A 26,200-nucleotide genomic window follows, 5' to 3' on the forward strand; every position below is an offset into this window, starting at 1 on the left:
GACTCCGCTCACGCTTTTCCATCGACGCTGACGAGAAGCCTCACGAGGCAGCGCCACCTTCTCGAATGTCGCGAGCATTGGCTTTTGAGGCCCATTTGATCAATGCGACCATCATGGCCGTCGGCACCACAATGCTAGCAACAAGAGCAGGCGTTCCGGGGACAAGAATGATCAGACCGCCGACAGCAATCAGAATCCTGATCGGCCAGTGTATCCGCGACTGCCGAACCGTGCCAGCGATTGCGTAGCTGATAGCCAGGACACTGATGAATGCGGCGACGAGTGTCACGACGACATTGCCCATCGCACCCTCGAGCAGGAGCTCAGGTCGAACGACGAAAAGAAAGGGCAGGAGGAATCCGGCATAGGCAAGACGGCAGCCGTAATATCCAACGCGGTCCGCGTTGGCGCCCGCCAGTGCCGCAGCGGCCATCGCAGCGACCGCCATCGGCGGCGTAATCGCCGACATGCACGCGAAAACCAGCATGAACATGTGCGCCGTCATCACCGATAGCCCGTAATCGGCGATCAGCACGGGCGCCACCAACGCCACTCCCATGATATAGACGGCAGCCGTCGGCAGCCCCAAGCCGAGTATGACTAGCAAAACTGCTGCAGCAACGATCACCACCGCAAAGTTCCCGCCGGAAACGGCCGATAGGATGAAGCTGAACTTTCCGACCAAGCCGCTCATGTCGAGATACCCGATTGCCATGCCGGCAGCGGCACACGCAGCAGTCAGTCCGCTGATGCGAACAGCAGTCTCGATGCAGCATTCGAGCAGTGCGCTGGGCGTTACCCAGAGATTTCGATTGGGAGTGAGATAGCTGGACAAAATTCCGATAACTGATGATCCCGCGGCAACGATCGTCGGCGAGTATCCCGCTTCAATCAGGTAAAGCAACGCGAAGACGGGGAAAATCAGACGGAAGTCGCGCTTTAGGACGTTGGGCAACGACGACACGTCGCCTTCCTGAAGCGCTCCCTCGCGCAAATAGCTGGATTCATGGTGTGTGATCGCCAGTACACCGAGATAGTAGAGAATGGCGATGCCGGTTGCGGCCAGTGCGATCGAGCGATAGGGAATCCCCGTGTACTCGACCATGAGAAACGCCACGGAGCCCATTACCGGTGGCAAGATGGCGCCGCCGCAGGATGCCGCCGCTTCAGTCGCTGCGGCACGCGTAGCAGTCGCGCCACTGCGGCGCATGATGGGAATCGTGATCGGGCCGGTCGTCATGACGTCGGCGGTGGGGCTGCCGGAAACCGATCCGTAGATTCCGCTTGAAACGACACACGCCTTTGTTGCACCGCCTTTTGTTCTCCCCACGAGTGCGCTGGCCAGATCAAAGAAGAACTGACCCCCGCCCGCACGATGGTAGATGCTGCCAAAGAAGACGAACAGGAACCCATAGGTCGCGGCGACCTCGACGGTCACGCCAAACAGTGCATCTTCTGATACGGTTATCCGACGTGCGTAATATTCCAGACTTATCGGGGTGTGCCCCAGCGCGCCGCCAAGATGGTGGCCGTACGCCACATACAAGAGCAGGAGCACGCATGTACCGGTCAAGCCCCAGCCGACAACTCGACGACAAGCTTCGATGACGAAAACCGTCATGACCACGCTCATCGCAACTTCTAACCTGGATACTCGCGTGATGCCCTCGATCATCGTGTCGTAGAACCGCCAATTGAAGATAAAGTAACTACATGCGACTATTGCACCTACCGTCCACAACCAGTCGATCCAGTTTCGGTCGCTCCGACCGGTATGTGCCGAGGTCGTAAGAAAAACGATCGGAAGCATGCCGGTCAGGAATATAGCGGTGTGGAGATGCAGGCTGGAAATCGAGAAGAAGGCGTATCGAAAGATGTATACCGCCATTAATATTGAAATTATCGCGACCAGTATACGCGCGGGACCATCCAACTCAACCGAACGACCTTCGTTGATATAACGGAACACCAATTGACGGAGTGAAGTCGCGCTGGTCATTGATGTCCACCGATAAGCCGAAAGCGGTCTACTTCATGCCGACTACTTAAGAATGGCCCCGCGAGCAAGTAGCGGGGCCATCGTCGTCAACTCACTTCAGAACACCGGCTTCACGGAAGTACCTCTCCGCGCCCGGATGATAGGGGACGCTCGGCGGCTTGCGGGCCAACTCCGCAAGCGTTACCTCGCTATACGAAGGATGGATGGACCGGAAGCGGTCGAGTCGGCTACCGATGGCCTTCATGTACTTGTAGACCGCCTCTTCGGATACGGAGGTCGCCGCAAGCATCACAAGATCGATGCGAAGCGTCTTAACGTCCTCATCGAGGAAACTGTAAGAGCTCTTCGGAAGGGTTACGATCTCGAGATCGTATTCCTTTGCAACCGCACTTAGATAGCTGTCCGGCACCTTCAGCCAAACAAGCGGCCGGCTGCGAGCGACTTCATTGATCGCCTGGAACGGTTGGAATGCTGTGCCAATCTGCCAATCAATCTTGCCATCCCTGAGTTCATCGACGCCGCGCGCACTGGGGAGATACGCGACTCGCGATCCCGACCATTGCTTCTCGATGGACTCAATCGATGCACCGCCCTGCTTCAGGAGCGAGTCCGCGATGATATTCACATAAAGCGTTCCACGGGCGCTTACCGACATCGTGCCCCGAGGCCTCTTCTTGGTATAGTCCTCAAGCGTCACGACGCCGGCCTTTTCGGCCCAAGCTTTCTCGGCGATGAAGAAGAACTTTGTGCCCGGCAGGCCGTTAAACACGAACGAGAGCTTGCCCTTCATCGGCTGCTCGAAGGGCGGCTTCCCCTCAAGGGCCATCGGGATCTCCACGTTCGTTACGCCCAGCGACAGTTGAGCGTCATTGTTCATGAGATCGACGAGACCGCCTGACCCGGTGTTCGGCCTGAATGTCATCGTCGAACCGGGATAGACGTCCCGGACAATGGCATTTAGGGCCTCAACGACCGCGCGACCGAACCCGGTCGCTGTCGCGCCCGAAGTCGTGATTGAAATCGGCTGATTGTCCTGGAAATCCGCTTTTGCAGAAAAGCCAGAGAAGATGACGGCCGCGGCAGCAAGGCCTGCAACTATTTTCTTCATTTCCAATCCCCTCATTTGGACCCCTGCCGTCCGGATCGCTGCAGGCGTCGTTGATCGAGCATTCGCCTCATCTGTTTCATTTTATGATATCGTACCAAAAAAAGAACGCAACAATAAACACATGGCTCCGTCAATAAAGAAGGTCCCAGATGCAAAGTTCGAATGGCCGGACGGCGAAGGCTTACGTCTTGGAGCGTCTCGGTTTCGACGGGCTTGAGCAGAAGTTGCTCTCCCTAACCGCCCCGCCTCCAAAACATTTATTGATCCGCATGCGCGCCGTATCGTTGAACTATCGAGACCTGAAAATCGTCAAAGGACTGTATGCGCGCCCGCCAAAGCTGCCCCTCATTCCCTTGTCAGACGGAGCGGGCGAGGTCGTCGAGACCGGTACAGACGTTACGGCGGTCCAGATCGGCAGCCGCGTCATGCCAATCTATATGCAAGGCTGGTATACCGGGCCGCAGACGCGCGAGCGTCTTGGGTGGCTCTCGAGGGGGGGCGACATCGACGGGACTGCCGTCGAGTATCTTGTTTGCCACGAAAACGACGTTGTTCGAATTCCAGATTCCATGACCTACGAGCAAGCCGCGTGCCTCCCGTGCGCAGGAGTCACTGCATGGCATGCTCTTATTTCAGTCGGTCGACTCCAAGCGGGGCAAAGCGTTCTCGTTCTCGGCAGCGGCGGGGTCTCGAATTTCGCGATTCAGATTGCACGTATACGCGGCGCGTCTTCCATTGCGATAACGCGAAGCGCGTTGAAAGCCGATGGGCTGCGAAAGATCGGCGCCATAAATGTTGTCGATGCAAGCAACCTCCCAGGTTGGGACAATGAAGTCCGTGCTCTTACTGGGGGGAAGGGCGTTGACCATGTCGTTGAGGTCGGCGGGCGCGAAACCATCGAAAGATCAATAAATGCGACAAGCGCCGGCGGCCAAATTCATATCATCGGAGATTTGAGCGGTGCATTTCCGCCGAAGGATCTCGACGCTCAAACGGTCAGCATAAAGTCGATTACCGTTGGGTCTAAGGAAATGCACGAAGACCTAACCCATGAATTCGAGCGAAGTGGGGCGAAACCGATTATTGATCGGGTGTTTCCGTTCTCGCAACTCGCTGAAGCCTTCAACTATCTCGATAAGGGAACACACTTCGGCAAGATCGTAGTTACATTCTAGCTGATTGCAGTTTGTTCGGAACGAAGCGCTGCGGCCGGATGTCGCCTTGTTCTACGACATCCGGCCGCACGCCATTTACCGACCGGCCGTCTTCCACACATCCCGATAACGCGGGATCTGATCCGGGATCCACGTGAAGCCTTGGACCGTATCTTTGCGCGCAAGATACTGGACGGCGAAGAACAACGATACATACGGCAGATCATCAACGATGATTTGCTGCGCCTTCGCATAGAGAGGCTTGCGCGCGTTGATATCCGTCAGTGCACGCGCCTGGTCCAACAAGGCATCGAACTCTTTGTTCGAATACCCCGTCGAGTTCTGCGCCGCGTTTGTATAGAAAAGGAACCGGAACAACCCATCGGGATCCGGACGCTGCGTCCAGTTCATCGGCGTGAAGTTAATCTGACGCCGAACCGTACGCGGATAGAACTCGGCGTTCGAAACCGGCTCAAGCGTCACTGTGATTCCGACTGCCTTCAATTGATCCTGAATCACCTCGGATATCTGCGAGTCGGGCGTGCGCTGAGGCGATGCCATGGCAATCGACAGCCCATTCGGGTAGCCAGCCTGCCTCAGAAGTTCGCGCGCCTTGGCCGGATCATAGGGAAGCGACTTGACGTCGGGGCTCTGCCACCAAAGACCTTCGGGTGTCGGCGATTCAGCGATCGGCGCTTGCCCCAGCATGATGATGTCCACCAGCTTCTTTCGGTCGATCGCGTGCGCGATTGCCCGGCGCAGCAACGGATTGTCGAAGGGTGGCTTGTCGATCTGCCATTGCAGCGAATACCAGCGGTTCGCCGGGGCCCGATCAAGCTTGATATCGCGAACGTTGCGGAGCGGGATCACATCCTGCGCTGTAAGCGTAGGGATAAGGTCAAGTTCACCCGTCCGTAGGCGCTGCAAACCCACAACAGATCCCGCGATATTCTGCATCACGATCCTGTCGAGATAAGGCTTTCCGGCCTCCCAATAGTTCGGGTTGCGTTCGACGACCAACTGGTTCCCGCGCACCCATTCACGGAGAATAAAGGGACCGCTTCCGACCGGTCGGCTTCCGAAGTCATCGCCGAGCCTTTGGACGGCCGTCGGCGACACCATGTAGCCTTCGCGCTGTCCGAGAAGCCCCAATAGTCCGGGATCCGCTACCTTGGTGTCGACCGCCACTGTCAGCGGATCCAAAACTGTAACCGCCTTGATCGATGCTTCAAGCGCCGGTCGTTGGGGCGATTTGGCGTCCGGATTGAGGCGCCAATCGAAGTTCCATTTCACTGCTTCGGCATCGACAGGCGTGCCGTCCTGGAACTTGACGCCTGGCCGCAGTTTCAAGATGAGACGCAGCCCCTCATTCTCGTATCGCCAGCTTTCCGCGAGTTCGGGCTTGACCGAGAAATCGGTGTCGAGGCGAACGAGCGTGTTGTAGAGCAGATAGAGGACATCACGCTCCGATAGATCGTTGGAGCGGACCGGATCCAAGGTTTGCATGCCGTGAAAGGACCCGACGACAAGCGTGCCGCCTCGCACCGGTTCTTGCGCCAAAGCGGAGAACGCCATCGAGCCGCCAGCCAGAAGCCCAAGAACTAGGCTTCGGAATCCGCGTTGCACTCCCATATTCGCCCTCCATCCCGGTTGTCCCAAAAGTGGGATTATTAATTATTAGATGACAGTATTAGCCTCAACGACGAATGTCAACGTGTCGGGAAGCAGATTGTACGCGAAACGGCTTCAAACAGATCGTCGAGATCGGCGACAGATCCGATTAGCTCGGTCAGCGGATCTATCCGCGAGAAGCGCGGGGCATCATCAAAGAACGAAAGCACAGCAGCGCTTGTGGTGATTCGTCTACTTTTCGCGGCATCAGTTTCGATAGTTGTTTCTGAATTTTTATCGCGTCGATCAGGCGCACAATGCCGCTATGGGAGCTTGAACGGCTTTTCAGGCTTATTGGGATATGACTAGTATGATCTGTTCCGAATTTTGAACACTAGGGGATTAACAATGCGAATTCTTGTAACAGGGGGCGTCGGTGTGAACGGGGCCGTTGTCACGCGTAAACTACTCGCGCACGGCATCGTCCCCATCGTCGTTGATCGACGTGCTGATTTCTCGCTTGTGCAAGACATCAAAGGAAAATTCGATTTTGCAGAACTCGATATCACCGACTTTGACGCTGTTAACAGCTTGCTTGCCGAAAAACAGATCGATCGAATCATCCATTTAGCGGCATTTATAGATCCGAACATGGACACGGAACCGTTTAAATCGTTCCAGGTAAACGCAGCAGGCACTGCGAATCTACTTGAAGCGGCAAAGCGGGCGGGAATCAAACGATTCGTCTATGCAAGCAGCCGCGCTGTCTACGGCGAATTGCCGGGCAATGTTGGCGTGCCGGAATACCGACTGATTTCGGAGGACTATCCGAAAAACCCGCTCCTCTCGTACGACGCGACGAAGTTGGCCGCCGAAAATCTTGGCCAAGTCTATCGAACCGTTTTTGGGCTCGAGTTCGCAGCGCTGCGTTTTTCGGCAATCTACGGACCCGGCAAACAGGCGCGACATGGCAAAATGTCACTGCGCAGTCGCCTGGTGGAAGACCCGTTCTGCGGAAAAGAAGTGCATCTGCAAAAGGGCGGCGACCAGGTCGATGACTTGATCTATGTCGACGACGCCGCGGAGGGCATGGTCGGCGCTGTGATGGCCGAAAAGCTGCCTCACGCAGCGTATAACATCGCAAGCGGCGTTGGATGCACTCTCCGTCAATTTGCCGATGCCGTTCGTGCGGCGATCCCAGGCACGGTTATCGAAATCGGCCCAGGACTAAATCCACTCGGCTTTTCCGTCAATCGGGCTGGGATATTCGACATCCAACGCGCGGGCATCGACTTTGGATTCAAGCCGAAATTTGATCTGGCAAGCGGCGTGAAAGACTATGTCGATGCGCTTCGACGCCTTGAACAATAACTTTGCCGACCTGAGTGGATTAGCGTGCGCTTGCGGTTCGCGCCGCCTCGATGAGCGCACGCAGGCGGACTGGCGTCACGGGGAGATCTAGCACCCGCACGCCGAGTGGTTTCAGCGCATCTTCGATTGCCGACACGACAGCCGCAGGCGCCGCGATCGTGCCGCCTTCGGCAGCGCCTTTGACGCCGAGCGGATTGAGCGGGCTTGGGGACTCCATGTGCAGCAACTCGATGCGAGGCAATACATCCGAGGCCGGCAGCAAATAGTCCCCGTAAGTCACCGTAAGCGGCTGTCCGCGATCATCGTAGCGCATCCATTCGAACAAGGCGTTGCCGATGCCGTGGACAATCGCCCCAAGCACCTGCCCTTCAACGATCTGAGGGTTGATGACCTTCCCACAATCGTGGATCGCAACATATCGAGTTAGTTCTATGCCGCCCGTTTCGCAATCTACTTCGACCTCGGCGACATGCGCGCCGTTTGCGAAAGGGGTTCCGGCAACCTGAAAATCGGATGCAGCGAACAAACCGGGAGAAATCCCCCCCGGAAGAGCGAATCCGATCGATCCATTTACCGCTTTAGCGAGGTCGCCGAGCGACCGCGACATCTGACGTACACCCCGCACATGCGCGACACCATCTCGAAGTTCGATGTCCTCCGGCGCCGCTTCGAGAAGGACAGAGGCGATCTGTTTTGCCTTCTGTGCAACCTCGATCGCCGCCGCATATACCGAGTTTCCCGCGGTCACTGTCTGGCGGCTTGCAAAGGCGCCAATTCCAAGCGGACTAAAGTTCGTATCGCCGACGATCACATCGATCATGCTGGTTTCAACTCCAAGTTCCCGCGCGACGATCGTCGCCAGCATCGACTTTGTCCCCTGCCCCTGCGCTGTCGCGCCGCTTGTGACAAGTATGCGCCCGGAAGGTCCGATGCGGACAGATGCGCTCTCAAACGGACCGCGCCCCGTCAATTCGACGTAGTTCGACAAGCCAATCCCAATCCACCGTCCCTTGGCGCGCGCTGCGGCTTGACGAGCGGAAAAATCCGCCCATCCGGCCGCCGCTAGGACCCGTTTTTGGCATTCTGGATAGTCGCCGCTGTCGTAGGTCATCATGCTGCCGTCGCGCATGACGACCGGCGTCGTAAACGGCATCTGACTTGCTTGAATGAGATTCCTACTGCGTATCTCGTCGCGCGTTATCCCGACGATCGCGGCGGCGCGATCAAGCATGCGTTCCATTACATACGTGCCTTGCGGCCGACCTGCGCCCCTTGTCGCCGCAGTGGGCACCATGTTGGTCAGACAAGACGAAACCTTCATCTCGTAGGCAGGCAAGACGTAGGCGCCGATCAGGTTTGTCGCCGCGTTTTGCGGAATGGAGCTGCCATAGGGCGTGCAGGCGCCATGGTCGTGGATAAGGCGCCCTTTGACGGCAAGCACCTTGCCATCCTTGTCGAGCGCCATCGCTACCGACCAGAATTGATCGCGCTCCATGACAGTCGCCTGGAAGTTTTCACGTCGGTCCTCGGTCCATTTCAAAATGCGCCCAAGAAGTTTCGCCGCCGCAGGCACGGCAAGCTCCTCGGGATGGAATACGGCCTTCGGGCCGAAACCGCCGCCAACCTCAGGTGCCACGACCCGCACTTGACTCTCGTGCAGCCCTAGCATTTGCACCAAGACTGCCTTGTTGCGATGCGGCATTTGGGTGCTGTCCCAAACATCCAGAGATTCGGCGCTTTCGTCGTACCTGGCCAAGATGCCGCGCGGTTCCATCGAATGCCCGCCGCCTTTATGCAGGCGGAATTCCTCCGAAAAAACATGCGCCGCACGTTTGAAGGCGCTATCGACATCCCCGTATTTGATGACCGCTTCGGCCACCAGATTATCCGGACAGTCGAGGCGCGTTTTCGGCGCACCTGGCGCAAGGCCGACGACGATGTCAACAACGGCAGTCAGCGGCTCGTAGTCGATTTCAACGCGCGCAGCAGCATCTTCCGCCAATGCCTGACTTTCAGCGACGACCAGTGCGATCGGTTCGCCGACATAACATGTCTCGCTGGAAGCGAGCACCGGCGGATCGACCACAAAACGGATGGCACCAGACGGCATAGCCAACGCGATGCGATCCTGCGTGAGCAGTGGGCGAATATCGGCATAGGTCAAAACCGCCTTCACCCCAGGCGCAGCCTTCGCTGCGGCGGTATCTATGCTTCGGATAAGCGCGTGCGCCATGGCGCTGCGAACGAACGCGACATGAAGCATCCCTGGCATATGCAGATCATCGACGAAACGGCCCTTCCCACGCAGCAATGTCTCGTCTTCGTAACGCGTCCCAGTCTGCAGCTCACCGATAGCCATATGCCTGTCCTCTAAAGACAATTCGTCAAATCAGTCCACATTTACGCCCCGGCCTTATCTTCGAACGCTTGCCGCCAAGACAGACGAAAGTTTATGCAAGCGCCTTGCTCCGTCGTGCGTTCTCCTCCCACCGGCGACGAACTTCGGCGGATTGATAGTCTTGCGTCTTCGACATCTTCGGCCAATCCGATACGTCGAGCCAAAGCCGCAGTAGATGACGGCGGCGCTCTTTCTCCGGGTGGTCCTCGAATGCAGCACGCCCGTGCAGGACCGTGCGATTGTTCAGAAACTGCATGTCGCCAGGCTCAAGATACATGTTCGTCATTATTTCAGGATGATTTGCAAACGCGTTGAGCGCCTGAAGTGCAGCCTCCTCCTTCGGACTAAGCTGCACCAATCCGGACAAAACCGGACGCCGAATATAGCCGGGCACATAAAAGCAATTCAGCCATCCATCCGCATGCTCGTAAATCGGAACGCGGTGCCGACTGACCAGATCGTAACCCGCGTCTTTTGCATCGCCGTCCGTACCGCGAAGGAAGAAGCCTTCGTATAGAACCTCCAAGAGCATTGGGCAGTGGTCGAGAAGCAGATTATGTACCGCATGGGCGCTCGCCAACCGCGACGCGCCACCGGTTTTCGCCATTGTAATGCTTAACATCGAGACAATATCGGAAGCGTCAGTATGAGCGAGCTGAGCGCCGGGTGAGTGGTATCCACGGCGGCGGAATATGTCGGGCTGCTCGTCGCTCAAATCGATTATGTCGCCCAAGCGGTCGCCTTCGTGGCTTTGCGCTTCGGCGCGCCCGAAATGAGCGCCGATCCCCCAATAGATGCGCTTCAGATCATCCAGACCGTACTTCTGCGCCGGCAATCCCCGAATAACGATAAAACCCCGCCCGGTCGCGATCTCTTTTCGAATTTCGTCAAGATCGCCATTAAGCGATACGAGCGGAAAATCGTCGGATCGCACCGCATCCCAAGCAAGTCCGCGCGCCTTGACCCGCGCAAGACAATCATCGATCTCTTGAAGGGTTCGCTCCGGCAGACGGAACACCCAATCGCTTCGATCGGACAATTCCTTGGCTGTCCAAACGGAGCGGCCTTGAGGGCGATACCGCGCAAACGAGGTTGTGCCTTGGTTCATAGCATCCTCCTATTTCGGAGCCACATTCAGTGTCGGTGCGCTCGAACGGTGCCCGGCGGTTAACCCGCCACAATATGGAAATGGTTCATCTCCGGCTTTTCCTGACATGATTAGGCCAAATTGTTCCAAAGTTTGAACCCTCCTTGGCCATCAGGAAATGTCCGCTGTGCCTCACCCTTGCATTCGTTTGAGCTTGAAAAACAAGGAATCGGCAATGTGCTCCTCCAAATACCCTTCGAACGGCTGACCACAGAACGATAGCACATTCCCATTTTTTGTATTATTATTGATTTTGGTATGAATACGAGCGAAAACTAGTTTTTCCGTGAAGAGATTCAGCAGTAAATGACAACTCACCTTCTGACCACGCTAGGCCGAGACCGACTTGACCGGCACTATCGGGACGGCTCTTGGAAAAGCGACACCTTCTACAAACTTGTCGCGAACCGGGCTGAGCGAAGCCCCGACAAATTTGCCATCCGCGATCGCGCCCGACGGCTCACCTACAGACAGCTTGTCCAGGAGGCGGATGCTCTCGCACGCGCGCTACAACACCGCGGAACCCGCCCAGGGCAACGTATCGCCGTTTGGGTCGCAAGCCGCATTGAAGTCGCGATCGCGCTCCTTGCCTGTTCGCGCAACGGCTATGTCTGCTGCCCTTCGCTACACCGCGACCACACTGTAAACGACGTCACAGAATTGCTTCGAAAAGTTCGTGCGTCCGTGCTGATTGCCCAGCGTGGTTTCGGCGCCGACGCCGAAAAGAACGACATCGTCGTTCAGGCGGGAACAATCGCGTCGATCAGACATATCTATGTGCTTGGATCGGTCGATGAGCATAACGGAACTCCGCTTTCGCTGCCGTGGTCACAAGACGCGGCCGCAGAAGCGAACCCAGTTCGGCCCGATGACAATCCCGACAGCGTCGTTTATCTCGCCTTCACATCCGGTACGACAGGCGTTCCCAAAGGCGTCATGCACAGCGACAATACGCTGCTTGCCAACGCACGAACAATCTCGCGGGACTGGACGATCGACGAGAAGGCAAATGTCTATACGCTCGGCACTCTGAGCCACAATCTCGGATTTGGCGCGATGATCATGACTTTGATTGTCGGCGGCGAGATAATCGTCCACGACTTGCCCAAAGGGGCGAGCTTGCTCGACCGGCTCAAGGAAGTGGGCGCCACGTTTCTTTTCGGCGTTCCCACGCATGCCATAGACCTGCTGTCGGAGATGCGAGGCCGCAAGGCCCTTGATCTTCCCAAACTCGCCGGCTTTCGCGTGTCTGGCGCATCCGCCCCTGCTTGGGTCATCAGCGAGCTTCTGAGCCACGGAATCAAGCCGCAGGCCGGGTATGGCATGACGGAAACGTGCTCACATCAGTATACGCATCCGAACGACGAAGCGAGATTGCTCACCGAGACAGTCGGCCGTGCTTGCGAAGGCTACGAGATAAAGATCTGGAACACGGAGAACGCGTCGATCGAAATGCCTGTCGGGGAGATCGGCGAGATAGGCGGCAGGGGTGCAAGCCTTATGCTAGGCTACTTCAACGATCAGACGGCGACGGAAGACTCGTTCAACGCCCACGGCTGGTTCATGACCAGCGATTTGGGCTGGATCGACGAGAATGGCTACCTTCGCATCACCGGCCGCAAGAAGGATGTCATCAATCGCGGTGGACACAAGATTTTCCCTGCAAAACTCGAGGCGATCGCGTCCCAGCACCATAGCATCGAACGCGTTGCTGCAATCCCGGTTGCCGATGCACGGCTCGGCGAGAAGGTCTGCCTCGCGGTCGAATTCCGAAACGGCGAGAAGATTTCGGCAAAAGATATTCTGGAGCATCTGAACGTCGGTGGGCTTTCGAAGTACGACATGCCCGAGTATTTCCTCGAGCTCGACCGCATTCCGCTCACCGCGAGCGGAAAGATCCGAAAAGTCGAAATAGTCGAGGCGGTCAAATCCGGTCGCCAGCTTCCTGTCGCAATCCGGTGATCGCAAGAGCGCCACACGAACTTTGAATACGTCTCAGCGAAGGTCACATGCGCGCCATAATCGTCGATGCCTACGGCCCGATCGAAAATCTGCGTCTCGGCACGATGCCAGATCCAGTCCCTGTCCGAGACGAGGTGCTCGTGCGCACCCATGCCACCACGGTCAACTATGTCGACCAGTTGGTGATCACCGGGAAGTACCAGTTCTTGCCCAAGCCACCCTTCGTGCCCGGCAAGGGGCCTGCCGGTATTGTCATTGGGCTAGGGCCCGATGCCAAGAGAATCAAAGTCGGAGATAGAGTTCTGGCAATGGCGGAGATCGGCGGATATGCCGAACTCGCAACGGTATCGGAATCACAATGCTATGTGCTGCCACCCAAGATGAGCTTCCCCGAAGCGTCGTCGATGGCCGTCGCGAGCGATACCGCTTGGTTCGCCCTGAACGATCGGGCACGTTACAAGGTCGGCGACACTGTCCTTGTGCTTGGCGCTTCGGGTGCCGTGGGAATAGCCGCGATTCAAATCGCGAAGGCAATGGGCGCTTTTGTAATGGCGGGGATATCCAACCCCGACAAGATACCCCTCGCAAAGTTAGCCGGAGCCGACGCGATCGTCGACTTGGCGCGGCCCGACCTACGCGACGGGTTGCGTGCCCAAGTCCACGCCCTAACGGATGGTCGTGGCGCAGACATCATCCTCGATCCGCTTGGCGGCGATGTATTCGACGCTGCAATCCGCGCGCTTGCCTGGTGCGGTCGACTCGTTGTCATCGGGTTCGCCGCAGGACGAATTCCGACACTTAAAGTCAACTACGTGCTCCTGAAGAACATTGAAGTGACTGGCCTTCAGGTCAGCGATTACCGCAAGAAACGCCCCGAGCAAGTTGAAACCTGCTATCGGCAATTATTCGATTGGTTTCAAGCCGGAAAGATATCTCCGCTGCCGATGACCGCGTATACGTTCGAGAATTTCCACGAGGCGCTTGCGGCTATTCGCGACAGAACGGCGCGCGGACGCGTTGTCCTTACGCACAGAACGGACACGCTATAGCGTTGAAGCCAACTCAAGTGCCGTGCGAGACGTCGTCCTCGACGCGCTTCGGACGGCTTGGCGCCAAAACGCGCTTTCGCCGAACCGTGCTGTTTTCGTGTTTTCCCGCCGCTTCGTCCTCAAGTCTTGTAAGCAGCGCGATCGCGTAGCGCGCCGAACGCTCGACCATTGATTTGCAACGCTGAACGATATCATCGACATCGCGGCGTATGGCCGCATCGACGACTCCTCGCATAATTGAAAGCGTTTCGCTCTCGCGTTCGGCTCCCGAAGCCTCTGCGGTTAACGCCCGCAAATAGTTTATTCGAGCGCGCAAGTTGCGAAGTATCGAACGGGCCACCTCGTTGTCGGCGCCACGCATCAAGATGTCGAAAAAACGATCAATCGACTGGACGTAGTCAGTGACCGGCTTGCGATTGATATCCCGCTCGATCGCGTCGCACGCGAGTTTCAGCGCCTCGACGTCTTTTGCGCTTGCTCGCTGAACGAACAGGCCCGCCGACGCTGTCTCGAGGGCAAGTCGAACCTCGTATATTTGGCGAGCTTCCGACGGCGAAAGAGCAGCGACCATGAGTCCCCGACGCGGCCCACGTTCGACCAATCCTTCAGCCTCAAGCTGACGAAGCGCTTCTCGGATCGACGTCCTGCTGACGCCGGTTTCGACACACAGCATTCGCTCCGTGAGCTTTTGGCCCGGTTTGTAGTGGAGCCGCAGAATAGCGTTGCGGATCTTGACGGTGGCACGTTCCCGCAAATTGGGGGCATTTCGTCCAACCCGCAGCGATTGCTGTCCGCCACGCGCCATCCAGAAGAATCCTTGCGTCTGAGCCGCAGATTAGGTGATCTGCACGCCTTCAAGAATATCAGAGGATCGTCGCAAAAGTCTGCCTATCCTTGGCGGCGGCCGAATAGCCTCGAAACATAAGCCAATATCACCTTCCACAACAGTCTGCCTGCCGACAGGCTCTCTACCGGTGGCGGCGTTGATGGGGCGGATACCGAATTTGTCGCCGGGTCTTGTGTCGAAACCGGACTAGTGTTTTCGGCGTCGATCTGGTTCCGCAAACGGCCAGCGAACTCCGATGTAATCTGATTGGCGAGTTCTTTTATAACACCGGAAGCTCGGCCATACTGAGCAACGGCTCCAGTTAGCGATAGGGTCGTCTTGATCGTGACAATCGAGCCCGATGGCGACGGGTCTAGTCCAAACTGGATGTTAGCATTGGCCGCTCCGCGCCCCTTAGCATCGTTGCCGCGCGCGGTCGCCAAGGCTCGGTGGTTCACCGCATCCATTTCAGTGAATTTTACGGTACCGGCGAAGTTCATTGTCACCGGGCCAAGGCGAACCGTAACCTTCCCTTTGAAGGTCTTATCGTCGACAATCTCGACCAGTTCTGCGCCCGGCATACACTTGACCATGTTCGGCACATCGAGCAACACAGCCCAAGCGCGGTCGGGAGGAAGCGGCACTTCAAACGAGTTTTCAAATTCCATAACGCTTATCGGACCCCTTTGGCCTTTGCCTCAAATTCGCGACAGAGCGTCGCATCGACCACTTCACGCCTCGAAACATACCACCAATTCCAATTTCGGTACAGTTGGCAATTGACACAAATATGACTGCCTGTTATTGAATTTACGACATTTGAAATGCCTGCTGTATGCTGGAGTTGAGAAGAGAGAAAAAAATTGGAACACTCCGTTCTGCAGACTGCGACACTGTCCAATCAGCGCCCCCTGCGGCTCCTGCTGCCGAACGAATTGTCGTCTGTATCTCAGCTTAAAAGCAGCGACAATTTGGCTTTTTCCGATCCGATGCCGCCCTGCGCTACCTCAGCCGTATTGGAACTTGGCCAATGCTAAGTTTGATCGTTCGGCGACTTCTGCTCGGCATTCCAAACATCATTCTCATTTCAGTACTGCTGTTTTTTACGATTCTTGGCGCTTTGGGCAGCCCCGCAACCCTCATGCTCGGCCTCGATGCAACGCCGGAACGGATACTTGAGCTTGAGCGCCAGTACGGTTTCGACCGTCCACTCTACGTGCAGTATATCGATTGGGTATGGAAGGCTCTGAACGGAGACTTCGGTCGGTCCTATGCGACGAACCAACGTGTCGTCGATGCGCTTTTGCCCCGTATCCTGCCCAGCGTCGAACTGGCACTTCTCGGCATGATCGTCGCAGTTACCACATCCGTCGTATTCAGCAGCATTACTGTCGGCCGCAGAATCGTCCAGCCTGTTGTCAACATTCTCAGTCTCATTGGGATCACAGTGCCAAACTTTATGCTTGGCATCACACTGACATACATTTTCTCCGTCGTATTGGGCATCCTGCCGACATCCGGGTGGGCCCCCTGGTCTGCAGGCATTTTCGAGCATCTGCTCCATCTGATCCTGCCTGTGCTGACAGTCGCCGCGTACTACTTCGCCTCGTTTGGCCTCGTGTACCGCGCTGAGTATCGCGCCACATCGCGCCGGCTTTACATTCAGGTCGCGCGCGCAAAGGGGCTTTCGGAAAGCGCCGTGTCTTTCAGGCATATCCTGCCGAACTCAATTCTTCCTGTAATCACTCAGGTCGGCAGCAGTCTTGGGCAACTTGCGGCCGGCGCGCTCGTCGCAGAGACGGTCTTCTCCATTCCCGGCGTCGGCACGCTTTTCACAAGCGCGCTCCTATCTCGTGATTTTCCGGTGTTCCTCGCGATCGGAATGATCACGATTGTCAGCGTGGTTGTCATGAATCTTTTGGCCGACTTGCTTTATGTCGCCGCCAATCCCCAAATCCGGCTCGATTAGCCATGAAGAACCGGAACGCGTTGATTGGATTTGTGATCGTATCCATCGTCACTACGCTGGCGATCGCGGCGCCTTGGATCGCACCCTACGATCCCGCGACGACGAGTATCCGCTTGTTCGAGGGCCCGTCTGCGGACCATTGGCTTGGGACGGACCAGCTCGGACGCGATATCTTCAGTCGCATTCTTTTTGGCGCGCGCGTATCGCTGATAATCGGTGCCGGCTCGGCAGTGGTTGCAGGTATCATCGGCGTGCCCATCGGGCTTGCCGCCGGCTATCTCGGTCGCACTGTCGACATGATGGCCATGCAGTTCATCAATCTTTTCATTGCCCTACCGGGGCTTGTTCTCGCACTCATTATCATCACGATGACGGGCGCGACGATGCTCAACATCGTATTGGTCCTCGGATTCGTAGCCTGGCCGGGCGTCGCCCGACTGGCTCGCGGGCAGACCTTTGCGATCCGAGAGTCGGTGTATGTCGAGGCTGCACGCGCCGTCGGGGGCGGCACGGCATGGATCATCATCCGCCACATCTGGCCCAACATCTTTCGCCTCGTAGCAGTCCAGCTTGCGACAGTCGTGGCATTCGCAATATTCACGTCTTCGAGCCTCAGCTTCCTCGGTTTGGGCGTGCCGCCGCCGACCGCCGACTGGGGCGGAATGGTCCGCAGCGGTGTCGACTATCTGTCCGTCAATCCGTACATGAGCCTTGCCCCTGGCTTCTCGGTCGCGATCACTATTTTCGGCTTCTACATGCTGGGCTATCGAGAGGAATAGCGAATGGCCCGGAACTCCCTCCTTGAAGTCGAAAACGTTTCGGTGTCTTTCAAATCGGCGCAAGGACCCATTCGCGCCGTCCGTGACGTCAGCTTTCGGATAAATCCCGGCGAGATCGTCGCGCTTGTCGGCGAGTCGGGGTCGGGGAAATCCACGACTGGCCTGGCTACAATGCAGTTGATCCCCTCGGCAACGGTATCGGGCCGCATATGTCTTACGCGAAAAGACGGGACCAAAGCCGATCTGGTGTCATTGAGCGAATCCGACATTCGCAGGGTCCGCGGCAACGAAGTGGCGATGATTTTCCAGGAGCCGATGTCGTCGCTCGATCCGGTCTTCACGATCGGAACGCAGATGTGCGAAGCGGCGAGGGTCCACCAGCGCCTCTCCTATCGAGAAGCCTATGCCGCATCGATAAAGGCCCTTGAAGCGGTCGGCATGCCTGATCCCGAAAAATGCATGGAGACCTACCAGCACAAGCTGTCGGGCGGCATGCGGCAGCGCGTCATGATCGCGATGGCCTTGAGCAGCAAGCCCTCTCTTCTCATCGCCGACGAACCGACGACCGCGCTCGATGTCACCATCCAAGCCCAGATCGTCGAGTACCTGAAGCGTATCCAGAAACAGACCGGAATGGCGATTCTGTTCATCACTCACAATCTCGGGCTCGTTGCCGAAATCGCCGATCGCGCCATCGTTATGTATGCCGGGGAGATCGTCGAATCGGGCAGTGTGTCGGAACTGTTCACGCGCCCCCGGATGCCATACACCTCCGGTCTCTTGAAATCGTTGCCACGTCTTGGACGGAAGAAGACACTCGGCACGCCGATCGAGCCTATTCCCGGCAGCCTTCCGAGCCCTCTTGCGCTTCCAAGCGGCTGCAAGTTCCATCCTCGTTGCGGCCACTTCGTCGCCGGGGTCTGCGACACGGCCGTTCCCGAACTCGAATCCAGCGACCAGGCGCATCAGGTTCGCTGCGCCCGCTGGCGCGACATCGCGAGGACAGCGCAATGAGTTCGGAAATGGCACCGCTTCTGCAGGTCGAAGGGCTGAGGAAATGGTTCGACATCACGCGCGGCGTATTCGGCCGCAAGGTCGGCCAGGTGAAGGCCGTCGACGACGTTTCTTTCACGGTCCGCTCGCGTGAGGTTTTAGGATTAGCGGGCGAGTCGGGGTCGGGAAAAACCACGATTGGCCGTTCCGTCCTTCGCCTCGTCGAGCCAAGCGCGGGCCGTGTTGTTTTCGACGGCACTGACGTGACCTCTCTGAACACAGCGGACCTCCGCCGATTTCGGCGCAGGATGCAGATTATCTTTCAGGATCCGCTCGCGGCCCTGAACCCGCAAATGACGATCGAGGAGGTTTTAAGCGAACCCTTGATCGTCCAAGGTATCGGCCGCAGCGACGCTGATCGACGCAACCGAGCCGTGGAACTGCTCGATAGTGTGTCGCTTTCAAGCGACTATCTTAAGCGCCGTCCCGGGGAAATGTCCGGCGGTCAACGGCAGAGAATCGTCATCGCCCGCGCGCTCGCCGTGAACCCGGAGTTCATCGTCGCGGACGAGCCGGTTTCGGCGCTCGACGTATCGATCCAGGCACAAATCATCGCGCTTTTGATCGAGCTGAAGGGTCGCCTTGGTTTGTCCATGCTCTTCATTTCCCACGATCTCGCGGCAATGGAATACATCTCCGACCGAATTGCGGTTCTTTATCTCGGTCGCGTCATGGAGATCGGTCCAAGTTCCGAGGTCTGCGGCAATTTCAAGCATCCCTATACGGAGATGCTGATCTCGGCCGTCCCGCAACCCGAGCCCGGATACCAGCGCAAGATTTTTCCGGCAGGCGAGATTCCGAGCGCTGCGTCTCCGCCCAGCGGCTGCGTATTTCGGACTCGCTGCAGCTACGCACGGCCTGAATGCGCGCAAATTGTTCCGCAGTTGCGGAAAGTGGCCGAAGATCATTACACCGCATGTATCCGCGATGATTTATCCCTCTCGAGGGTGCTGCTATGATCGGACACGTCCAAAGCTATGCAGGCGAAGTCAAACGGCACCGCGATGATTGATCACTGTCCGGAGCAGAAGCGTTCGCTCGGAAACGCGGGTGCGAAATGAAACCGGCGCCATTCACGCATCACAACCCGAAGACCTTGGCCGAAGCGATTTCACTGCTTTCGGTCCTCGCGCCCGAGGACGGACGAATCATTGCTGGTGGTCAGACTCTTGTCCCGATGATGGCGTTTCGCTTGGCCCGTCCCCGGCATGTCATCGACATCAATGGAATTACAGAGCTTGGGAAAATCACGATCGAGAACGGCACAATGACGATCGGCGCCACCGTGCGCCACAATGCCTTTGAAAAGCCGTATCCCGGGAGCGGGAAGCTTGGAAGCCTTCTTGCGAACGTCGTGCAAAACATTGCGCATGCGCCCATTCGGTCCCGTGGCACTTTCTGCGGTAGCATTGCAAATTCGGACCCCGCGTCGGAATGGTGTCTCGTATCGACAACTGCTGGCGCGGAGATCGTATTGGCAAGCGTACGCGGCGAGCGAATCGTTCCAGCACATGATTTTTATACCGGCATAATGGCCAATGCGCTCGCAGAAGACGAAATTATCACCAAGGTCCGTATCCCGCTTCTTTCGGACGATACGCGGTTTGGATTTCACGAGGTAAGCCGAAGAAAAGGCGATTTTGCAATGGCAGCTTGCCTCGCGATCTATCGTCTGTCGAACGGCAAAGCACTCGAACCAAGAATCGGACTTGGCGGTGTCCAAGCAATTCCGAAACGCGTCACCGCGGCCGAAGAAGCTCTTCGCGGCGGCGACATTGGGGGCGAGCTGTTCCGTCAAACCGCATCCGTCGCGATGCGCGCGATCGATCCGCTCGATGACGAGGAGTTTCCGGAGCAATATCGTCGGGAGCTGGCGCAGGCGGTGGTCGCGCGCGCATTGGAAAGCAGCGTCGCATGACAGACGAAGTGGATATCAGCCTATCCGTCAACGGACGGACCTATCGCTTTAAGGCGGAGCCCCGGCGAACCCTGGCGGACGCGCTGAGAGAAGATTGCGGACTGACCGGGACACATCTCGGCTGTGAACACGGCGTCTGCGGAACGTGCACCGTCAGCATGGACGGACAGCCAGTCCGCGCGTGTCTGATGTTTGCTGTCCAAGCGCAAGGGGCAAAGATCGTTACCGTCGAAGGCCTCGCATCGGGATCGGAGCTGCATCCGCTTCAAAAGGCTTTCATCGAACATCACGCTCTTCAGTGCGGCTTTTGTACGCCTGGATTTCTGATGCTCGCATGGACCGAGCTCGCAAAGAATCCGAACCCAAGCGATGAAGAGCTGACTGACATTCTGTCGTCCAATCTATGTCGCTGCACAGGATACAAGAACATCTTTTCCGCGGTAAAAGCAGCGGCCAATGAAATGCGAAATGGAGCGCCAAAATGAGTATCCAGGCCGCCCCATCGCAGCGAAAGGAGACCAAAGTCTTCGGAAAACGCGTGCCGCGTCTCGAAGATCTTCCCCTCGTCAAAGGGCTCGGACGGTTCGTCGCGGACCTCTCGTTTCCCCATCAGCTTTACATGCGCGTCGTTCGCTCGCCGATCGCACACGGGACGATCACACGGATCGACGCTGACGAGGCGCGTAAGGCGCCAGGCGTGGTCGCGATTTGGACGCACGCCGACATCGCATCATACCCTCTGATCGACTTTAGAGATCCATCCGCGGAAGCGTTGATGCCATACCGGCAACCGCTGCTCGCCAAGGACCGTGTCCGATATGTCGGCGAGCCGATTGCCGTGGTGTTTGCCGAGTCCGCCTACCTTGCCGAAGACGCAGCAGACTTGGTCTTTGCCGAAATCGACGAGCTTCCTCCGCATATGGATGCTCAAGCGGACTGCGCCAGCTTCGCGCCGGGCATTTCGACCGAACCGATCGTATTGAAGCAAGGATTCGGCGATCTACCGGGCGCGTTCGCCAACGCCCACTGCGTCGTCGAACTGGAACTCTCGATCGGGCGCCACTCGGGCGTTCCAATGGAATGCCGGGGTGCGATCGGGCGCTACGATGCAGCGCAAGACGTTCTCGAGCTGTGGGGAGCGGCGAAGGTGCCGTTGCGCAACCGAGAAACGATGGCGCGTTACTTCCAGCGTAGCTCGGCATCCGTGCAGCTCTACGAACTACATGTCGGCGGCGGATTCGGCGTTCGCGGCGAGTTGTACCCCGAAGATTTCCTCGTATGCGCGGCCAGCATGACACTTGGCCGACCGGTAAAGTGGATCGAGGACCGCCGGGAACATCTCATGGCGACAAACCAGTCGCGCGAACAATATCACCGCGTCCGAGCGGCTGTCGATCAGACCGGCCGCATTCTGGCGCTCAGCGACGTGTTTTTCCACGATCAAGGCGCTTACGTCAGAACCCATGGCGCGAGGGTCGCGGATCTGACGATCGGTATGCTACCGGGCCCGTACCACGTGCCTGTCTATCAAGGCATCGGCCATTTTCGCCTGACGAACAAAACGCCCGCTGCCACCTATCGATCGCCTGGGCGTTACGAGGGCTCTTTCGTTCGCGAGCGTCTTGTTGATGCGATTGCAGCAAAGTTGGGGCTCGATCGGATCGAGGTTCGCCGACGCAATCTGATCCCAAGCGCCGACATGCCCTACACACGGCAACTCGGCGCGCTCGGAACCGAGGTTGTGCTCGATTCCGGCGATTACGCCGGCCTCCTGCAAACGTCGATCGATCGCTTTGGGTGGGACGAATTGCAGAAGACGATCCGCGTGCGTCGAGCACAGGGTGAATTCGTCGGCGCCGGCATCGCGATGTTCCTCGAAAAAAGCGGGATGGGACCGTCCGACAGCGTCACGGTCAGCGTCGATCCCATGGGTTTCGTCGAAGTCGTCACAGGTGGAGCTTCTGTCGGGCAAGGCTTCGAAACAGCCATGGCGCAGATCTGCGCCGAAACGCTCGGCGTCGACTATCGACGCATCCGGGTCGTACATGGACAAACGGACCGAATTCGCTTCGGAATTGGGGCCCATGCGTCGCGCGCCACGGTTATGACCGGAAACGCCGTCCACGCAGCCGCAACGAATGTTCGCGATCTTGCCCTCAAGCATGCATCCGTCTTGTTGCAGGCACCGGCTGAACTGCTCGACATCGTCGATGGCATCGTCGCCCGAAAGGGCAGCCCAAGTGGGCCCACGATTTCCCTCGGCCAGTTGTCGCGGCAATTGTCGCCCGGCCCTGAAGCGATCGCACGCGGGACAAACGGTCTCTCCTGCGAAGGATGGTTCTATGCCGACCACATGACCTACCCCTATGGAGTCCACTTGGCGCTTGTACGAGTGGACGGGGAAACAGGTCAGGTCTTTGTCGAGCGCTACATGGTCGCGAGCGATGTCGGCCGAGCGGTCAACCCAATGATTGTCGAGGGCCAGGTTGTAGGCGGCGTCGCGCAGGGGCTCGGCGGCGCTCTTTACGAACAGTTCCGCTACAGCGATACCGGACAGCCGCTCTCACTGAATTTTGCGGAGTATCTGATACCAACCGCGCATGAGGTGCCCGACGTCGAAGTCATCGTCGCGGAGGACGCACCAAGCCCCCTCAATCCACTCGGGATCAAGGGCGCTGGCGAGGGCGGCTGCACGGGCGTCGGGGCAGCCATCGCCTCTGCTGTCGACGACGCGATCGGCATCCCGGGGGCTATCACATCCCTTCCCATCACGCCCGCGAAGCTGAAAGCGCTGCTTAAGAACAGACGCGACAATTCGAACGGCGACAGCACATGAAAGCAGCTCCTTTTCAGTATCACGATCCCACCTCGATAGACGAGGCGATCGACCTACTTGGCAAACTGGAGAACGCAAAAGTTCTTGCCGGCGGCCAGTCGTTGATGGCGATGCTCAACATGAGATACGCCCAACCCGATCACGTCGTGGACATCAATCGCATCGCAGATCTTTCGTATATTCGGGAAGCAAACGGCGCACTCGTTATCGGCGCCATGACCCGCCAGCGCGATCTGGAGTTTTCTGATCTCGTTCGCAGGACCTGTCCCATACTCCACGAAGCGATCCAGCATGTCGGCCACCGCCAGACGCGCAATCGCGGAACCGTCGGCGGATCGCTTTGCCACCTCGATCCGTCCGCCGAACTCGCAGCGATGGCTGCGCTGCACAACGCAACGCTGACAGTGGCAGGTCCAAAGGGCTCTCGGGAGCTTGCCTTCAAAGAGTTCGCGCTCGGCTTTATGACGCCGGCGCTGGAAGTCGACGAAATTCTGACGGCGATTCGGATCGAATTCTGGCCTAAGGGCCACGGCTACGGGTTTCTCGAATTCGCCCGTCGGCACGGAGATTTCGCCGTCGCGTCGGCTGGGGCGCTGATCACGCTCGACGCAAAAGGCTTAATCGACCGGGCCAGCCTCGTGATTGGCGGCGTCGGCTCGGTACCTACGCGAGTAGAAAGCGCCGAGCAGATCTTGCTGGGCACGCAGCCGACCCAGGCCGTTTTCGAGGAAGCTGCGCGCGCCTGCAAATCGATCGAAGCCCTCGACGATATCCATGCACCGGCCTCCTATCGATTGCATCTGGCGGAAACCCTGGCGCGACGAGCTCTTGCCAAAGCCCTCCTCAGCCTGAGATCGGACGGAGAACAATGACGATGGATTCCCGCGACATTGTCGTTACGGTGAATGGCATCCGCCACGAGGCAACGGTGAAAACGCGCGTCACCCTCGCGGACTTTCTGCGTCACCAACTCGAGCTTACGGGCACACATCTCGGATGCGAGCACGGCGTCTGCGGCGCATGCACCGTCCTTGTTGATGGCCGTACGGCACGCTCTTGTCTGATGCTGGCAGTTCAGGCGCACGGCCACGAAATCAGAACTGTCGAAGGTATAGCTCCGAACGCAAAGGAACTGCATCCGCTGCAGACGGCTTTCCAGAAACATCATGGACTGCAATGCGGCTTCTGCACGCCCGGAATGCTGACGACTTTGATCGAGTTCCTCCACGACAATCCAGATCCGACGGAAGCCGAAGTAAGAATAGCGATATCCGGCAATCTCTGTCGCTGCACCGGCTATCAGGGAATCGTCGATGCCGCCCTCGATGCCGCAAAAACAATGCGCAACAGCACATGAGTACGCCGTGCAAGATATGACCGAAAAGTCGCTTCAGGATATGGCGGAAGCCGCCGGACTGGGATTGGCGTTCCAGTTGTTTCCCGAGGACATTCGAGCGGCTGTGAAGCAAGTCGCAAATCAGCGCGCCGCACTTCGGGACGATATCTCGGCGGCGGAGGAGCCATGGCCTCCCATGACTATTCCCGGGAAATGAGCGAAGAACTGCACTGGCTTGGAATTGCCGAATTGCACGCGGCTTTCGGGGCGCGCAGAACCTCGCCGGTCGAAGTGGTCGAGGCCTTGTTGCGGCGCATCGAGCGCCTTGACGAAAAACTTCACGTATTCGTGACGCTGGATGCCGAGAACGCCCGCAAAGCCGCGCGCGCCGCGGAGCAGGATATCGAGGCGGGAAGACACAAAGGACCGCTGCACGGCATCCCGATTGCGATCAAGGATGTTATCGATGCTGCAGGCCTTCCGACGACGTGCCAATCGAAGATCTTCGAAGGCAACATACCGTCTGACGACGCGACGTCGGTCGCCCAGTTGCGTCGAGCCGGCGCCATCGTCCTCGGAAAGGTCGCGACCTACGAGTTCGCCCTAGGCGGGCCGAGTTTCGACCTTCCCTATCCACCGGCACGGAATCCGTGGCATGTCGATCACAGTACTGGGGGGTCCTCCTCAGGTTCGGGCGTTGGTTTGGCAGCCGGTCTCTTTCCCGGCGCGCTTGGCACCGACACCGCCGGCTCCGTCCGCAATCCGGCCAGCGCTTGCGGGATCGTTGGCCTAAAACCGACCTACGGCCGCGTTTCGCGTCAAGGCGTGTTCCCGCTGGCTTTTACGATGGATCATGTCGGCCCGATGGCACGGCGCGTCGCCGACATTGAACACCTGCTTGCCGCCATGGCCGATCGCAACGCCCCTTATATCGACGCCGCGACAGACGCTGCTGTGCCGCACAGACCCGCCGATCTTCGTGGAAAGCGCATCGGGTTCGTTCGGCATTTTCACGAGCGCGACATGCCGGCAGACAATGAAGTCGCGGCCGCTCTTGAGTTGGCGGCGCGGGTCTTCGAAGAGGCCGGTGCCGAAATAGTTAACGTATCGCTTCCGCCGCTCGACGCCTTCGCCGCCGTCAACCGCATCATTCTGCAGGCGGAGGCCTGGGCGGTGCATGCGAGTTGGCTTCGGACGCGCCCTCAAGACTACGCGAAGCTCACGCGCCAGCGTCTTCTCGGCGGGGCATTCCTGAGCGCGGAGGATTACGTTCAGGCGCAGCGGAGACGGCGGCGCATGATTGCGGCAATGGAAGATGTATTTCGGGACGTCGATTTGCTCTTATGTGCGAGTGCCATGGATCCGCCGTGCCGGATTGACGATGCGGAAGCTGTTGCACGGACCTACCCACGTCAGGCGCGCACGCCGTTCAGCGTGACGGGGCATCCAGCTCTCGCGATGATGTCCGGGCTCTCTTCGGCTTCATTGCCGCTGTCTTTGCAGCTTGCAGGGCGCTATTGGGACGAAGCCAGCGTGCTGTCGGCAGCCGCTGTGTTCGAGCGCGAAACCCAGTTCTACCGGCATCGCCCGACGCTTGAATAACCGATAGAACTAAGGTCAACGCCCCTTTTTCTTCGGGGCAAGACGGCGTATCGCAGACGGCTCGATCGCAATCGGGCCGTCT

General features: G+C 58.0%; 21 protein-coding genes. 14 read left to right on the forward strand and 7 right to left on the reverse strand.

The features are described from left to right. Positions 1–40: 40 nt before the first annotated feature. Both O9320_05535 and O9320_05540 read right to left on the reverse strand, forming a co-directional pair. Positions 41–1,999 carry a TRAP transporter fused permease subunit gene (locus O9320_05535; GenBank protein ID MCZ8310292.1) on the reverse strand — a complete coding sequence of 653 codons (1,959 nt, stop codon included), beginning with the start codon at positions 1,997–1,999 and terminating at the stop codon, positions 41–43. 91 nt (positions 2,000–2,090) lie between these two features. After that, positions 2,091–3,107: a TAXI family TRAP transporter solute-binding subunit gene (locus tag O9320_05540; protein ID MCZ8310293.1), complete on the reverse strand. Its 1,017-nt coding sequence runs from the start codon at positions 3,105–3,107 to the stop codon at positions 2,091–2,093. Positions 3,108–3,256: 149 nt separating this feature from the next. On the opposite strand from O9320_05540, the gene O9320_05545 reads away from it, so the two are divergent. Continuing rightward, on the forward strand, positions 3,257–4,282 hold the full coding sequence (locus tag O9320_05545; protein ID MCZ8310294.1) for an NAD(P)-dependent alcohol dehydrogenase: 1,026 nt from the start codon (positions 3,257–3,259) through the stop codon (positions 4,280–4,282). 75 nt (positions 4,283–4,357) lie between these two features. Here the strand turns inward: O9320_05545 and O9320_05550 are convergent, their stop codons facing one another. Beyond that, on the reverse strand, positions 4,358–5,836 hold the full coding sequence (locus tag O9320_05550; GenBank protein MCZ8310295.1) for an ABC transporter substrate-binding protein: 1,479 nt from the start codon (positions 5,834–5,836) through the stop codon (positions 4,358–4,360). A 444-nt stretch (positions 5,837–6,280) separates the two neighbouring features. Here O9320_05550 and O9320_05555 point away from each other — a divergent pair, with 444 nt between their 5' ends. After that, positions 6,281–7,243 (forward strand): NAD-dependent epimerase/dehydratase family protein, encoded by a 963-nt coding sequence (locus O9320_05555; protein ID MCZ8310296.1) that lies wholly within the window; start codon positions 6,281–6,283, stop codon positions 7,241–7,243. Between the two features lie 19 nt (positions 7,244–7,262). On the opposite strand, the gene O9320_05560 is transcribed toward O9320_05555, so the two are convergent. Together O9320_05560 and O9320_05565 are read right to left on the reverse strand one after the other, a co-directional pair. Continuing rightward, positions 7,263–9,602 (reverse strand): xanthine dehydrogenase family protein molybdopterin-binding subunit, encoded by a 2,340-nt coding sequence (locus O9320_05560; GenBank protein ID MCZ8310297.1) that lies wholly within the window; start codon positions 9,600–9,602, stop codon positions 7,263–7,265. A 91-nt stretch (positions 9,603–9,693) separates the two neighbouring features. Further along, on the reverse strand, positions 9,694–10,749 hold the full coding sequence (locus tag O9320_05565; GenBank protein ID MCZ8310298.1) for a TauD/TfdA family dioxygenase: 1,056 nt from the start codon (positions 10,747–10,749) through the stop codon (positions 9,694–9,696). Positions 10,750–11,094: 345 nt separating this feature from the next. Here O9320_05565 and O9320_05570 point away from each other — a divergent pair, with 345 nt between their 5' ends. Further along, positions 11,095–12,750 (forward strand): class I adenylate-forming enzyme family protein, encoded by a 1,656-nt coding sequence (locus tag O9320_05570; GenBank protein ID MCZ8310299.1) that lies wholly within the window; start codon positions 11,095–11,097, stop codon positions 12,748–12,750. 47 nt (positions 12,751–12,797) lie between these two features. Beyond that, entirely contained in the window at positions 12,798–13,799 is a 1,002-nt protein-coding gene (locus tag O9320_05575; protein ID MCZ8310300.1) for an NADPH:quinone oxidoreductase family protein, read from the forward strand. A gap of 13 nt (positions 13,800–13,812) precedes the next feature. Here O9320_05575 and O9320_05580 read toward each other — a convergent pair whose 3' ends face one another. Further along, positions 13,813–14,604, reverse strand: coding sequence for a GntR family transcriptional regulator (locus O9320_05580; GenBank protein MCZ8310301.1), 792 nt, complete (start codon positions 14,602–14,604; stop codon positions 13,813–13,815). 83 nt (positions 14,605–14,687) lie between these two features. Next, on the reverse strand, positions 14,688–15,293 hold the full coding sequence (locus O9320_05585; protein ID MCZ8310302.1) for an SRPBCC family protein: 606 nt from the start codon (positions 15,291–15,293) through the stop codon (positions 14,688–14,690). Between the two features lie 362 nt (positions 15,294–15,655). On the opposite strand from O9320_05585, the gene O9320_05590 reads away from it, so the two are divergent. The 10 genes from O9320_05590 to O9320_05635 all read left to right on the forward strand — a co-directional run bounded on the left by O9320_05590 (position 15,656) and on the right by O9320_05635 (position 26,118). Further along, complete coding sequence (locus tag O9320_05590) at positions 15,656–16,594, forward strand: ABC transporter permease (GenBank protein MCZ8310303.1); 939 nt, start codon at positions 15,656–15,658, stop codon at positions 16,592–16,594. A gap of 2 nt (positions 16,595–16,596) precedes the next feature. Beyond that, positions 16,597–17,373: an ABC transporter permease gene (locus O9320_05595; GenBank protein ID MCZ8310304.1), complete on the forward strand. Its 777-nt coding sequence runs from the start codon at positions 16,597–16,599 to the stop codon at positions 17,371–17,373. A gap of 3 nt (positions 17,374–17,376) precedes the next feature. Next, the gene (locus O9320_05600; GenBank protein ID MCZ8310305.1) at positions 17,377–18,387 is read left to right on the forward strand and encodes an ABC transporter ATP-binding protein; all 1,011 of its coding nucleotides are present in this window, start codon (positions 17,377–17,379) and stop codon (positions 18,385–18,387) included. An 8-nt stretch (positions 18,388–18,395) separates the two neighbouring features. Next, positions 18,396–19,385, forward strand: coding sequence for an ABC transporter ATP-binding protein (locus O9320_05605; GenBank protein ID MCZ8310306.1), 990 nt, complete (start codon positions 18,396–18,398; stop codon positions 19,383–19,385). A gap of 98 nt (positions 19,386–19,483) precedes the next feature. Next, on the forward strand, positions 19,484–20,344 hold the full coding sequence (locus O9320_05610) for an FAD binding domain-containing protein (protein MCZ8310307.1): 861 nt from the start codon (positions 19,484–19,486) through the stop codon (positions 20,342–20,344). After that, on the forward strand, positions 20,341–20,829 hold the full coding sequence (locus tag O9320_05615) for a (2Fe-2S)-binding protein (GenBank protein MCZ8310308.1): 489 nt from the start codon (positions 20,341–20,343) through the stop codon (positions 20,827–20,829). Before O9320_05610 ends, O9320_05615 begins: the two co-directional genes overlap by 4 nt. Next, positions 20,826–23,180, forward strand: a complete 2,355-nt coding sequence (locus tag O9320_05620; protein ID MCZ8310309.1) for a xanthine dehydrogenase family protein molybdopterin-binding subunit — start codon at positions 20,826–20,828, stop codon at positions 23,178–23,180. The genes O9320_05615 and O9320_05620 overlap by 4 nt, the downstream gene beginning before the upstream one ends. Continuing rightward, positions 23,177–24,052 carry a xanthine dehydrogenase family protein subunit M gene (locus O9320_05625; GenBank protein ID MCZ8310310.1) on the forward strand — a complete coding sequence of 292 codons (876 nt, stop codon included), beginning with the start codon at positions 23,177–23,179 and terminating at the stop codon, positions 24,050–24,052. Before O9320_05620 ends, O9320_05625 begins: the two co-directional genes overlap by 4 nt. Beyond that, positions 24,049–24,537, forward strand: a complete 489-nt coding sequence (locus tag O9320_05630; GenBank protein MCZ8310311.1) for a (2Fe-2S)-binding protein — start codon at positions 24,049–24,051, stop codon at positions 24,535–24,537. The genes O9320_05625 and O9320_05630 overlap by 4 nt, the downstream gene beginning before the upstream one ends. A gap of 192 nt (positions 24,538–24,729) precedes the next feature. Beyond that, the gene (locus tag O9320_05635) at positions 24,730–26,118 is read left to right on the forward strand and encodes an amidase (protein MCZ8310312.1); all 1,389 of its coding nucleotides are present in this window, start codon (positions 24,730–24,732) and stop codon (positions 26,116–26,118) included. The last annotated feature ends 82 nt before the right edge of the window (positions 26,119–26,200 follow it).

Origin of the sequence: Magnetospirillum sp. (genome assembly GCA_027532905.1) — a bacterium.
In the GTDB taxonomy this organism is placed as follows: Bacteria; Pseudomonadota; Alphaproteobacteria; order CACIAM-22H2; family CACIAM-22H2; genus Tagaea.

Excerpts from the sequence above, each read along its gene's own strand:
- O9320_05560 (MCZ8310297.1), bottom strand. The coding sequence starts at position 9,602 with ATGGCTATCGGTGAGCTGCAGACTGGGACGCGTTACGAAGACGAGACA.
- O9320_05540 (MCZ8310293.1), bottom strand. The coding sequence starts at position 3,107 with ATGAAGAAAATAGTTGCAGGCCTTGCTGCCGCGGCCGTCATCTTCTCT.
- O9320_05570 (MCZ8310299.1), top strand. The coding sequence starts at position 11,095 with ATGACAACTCACCTTCTGACCACGCTAGGCCGAGACCGACTTGACCGG.
- O9320_05625 (MCZ8310310.1), top strand. The coding sequence starts at position 23,177 with ATGAAAGCAGCTCCTTTTCAGTATCACGATCCCACCTCGATAGACGAG.
- O9320_05630 (MCZ8310311.1), top strand. The coding sequence starts at position 24,049 with ATGACGATGGATTCCCGCGACATTGTCGTTACGGTGAATGGCATCCGC.
- O9320_05595 (MCZ8310304.1), top strand. The coding sequence starts at position 16,597 with ATGAAGAACCGGAACGCGTTGATTGGATTTGTGATCGTATCCATCGTC.
- O9320_05580 (MCZ8310301.1), bottom strand. The coding sequence starts at position 14,604 with ATGGCGCGTGGCGGACAGCAATCGCTGCGGGTTGGACGAAATGCCCCC.
- O9320_05615 (MCZ8310308.1), top strand. The coding sequence starts at position 20,341 with ATGACAGACGAAGTGGATATCAGCCTATCCGTCAACGGACGGACCTAT.
- O9320_05610 (MCZ8310307.1), top strand. The coding sequence starts at position 19,484 with ATGAAACCGGCGCCATTCACGCATCACAACCCGAAGACCTTGGCCGAA.
- O9320_05635 (MCZ8310312.1), top strand. The coding sequence starts at position 24,730 with ATGAGCGAAGAACTGCACTGGCTTGGAATTGCCGAATTGCACGCGGCT.
- O9320_05565 (MCZ8310298.1), bottom strand. The coding sequence starts at position 10,749 with ATGAACCAAGGCACAACCTCGTTTGCGCGGTATCGCCCTCAAGGCCGC.
- O9320_05605 (MCZ8310306.1), top strand. The coding sequence starts at position 18,396 with ATGGCACCGCTTCTGCAGGTCGAAGGGCTGAGGAAATGGTTCGACATC.
- O9320_05575 (MCZ8310300.1), top strand. The coding sequence starts at position 12,798 with ATGCGCGCCATAATCGTCGATGCCTACGGCCCGATCGAAAATCTGCGT.
- O9320_05620 (MCZ8310309.1), top strand. The coding sequence starts at position 20,826 with ATGAGTATCCAGGCCGCCCCATCGCAGCGAAAGGAGACCAAAGTCTTC.
- O9320_05545 (MCZ8310294.1), top strand. The coding sequence starts at position 3,257 with ATGCAAAGTTCGAATGGCCGGACGGCGAAGGCTTACGTCTTGGAGCGT.
- O9320_05600 (MCZ8310305.1), top strand. The coding sequence starts at position 17,377 with ATGGCCCGGAACTCCCTCCTTGAAGTCGAAAACGTTTCGGTGTCTTTC.
- O9320_05590 (MCZ8310303.1), top strand. The coding sequence starts at position 15,656 with ATGCTAAGTTTGATCGTTCGGCGACTTCTGCTCGGCATTCCAAACATC.
- O9320_05535 (MCZ8310292.1), bottom strand. The coding sequence starts at position 1,999 with ATGACCAGCGCGACTTCACTCCGTCAATTGGTGTTCCGTTATATCAAC.
- O9320_05585 (MCZ8310302.1), bottom strand. The coding sequence starts at position 15,293 with ATGGAATTTGAAAACTCGTTTGAAGTGCCGCTTCCTCCCGACCGCGCT.
- O9320_05550 (MCZ8310295.1), bottom strand. The coding sequence starts at position 5,836 with ATGGCGTTCTCCGCTTTGGCGCAAGAACCGGTGCGAGGCGGCACGCTT.
- O9320_05555 (MCZ8310296.1), top strand. The coding sequence starts at position 6,281 with ATGCGAATTCTTGTAACAGGGGGCGTCGGTGTGAACGGGGCCGTTGTC.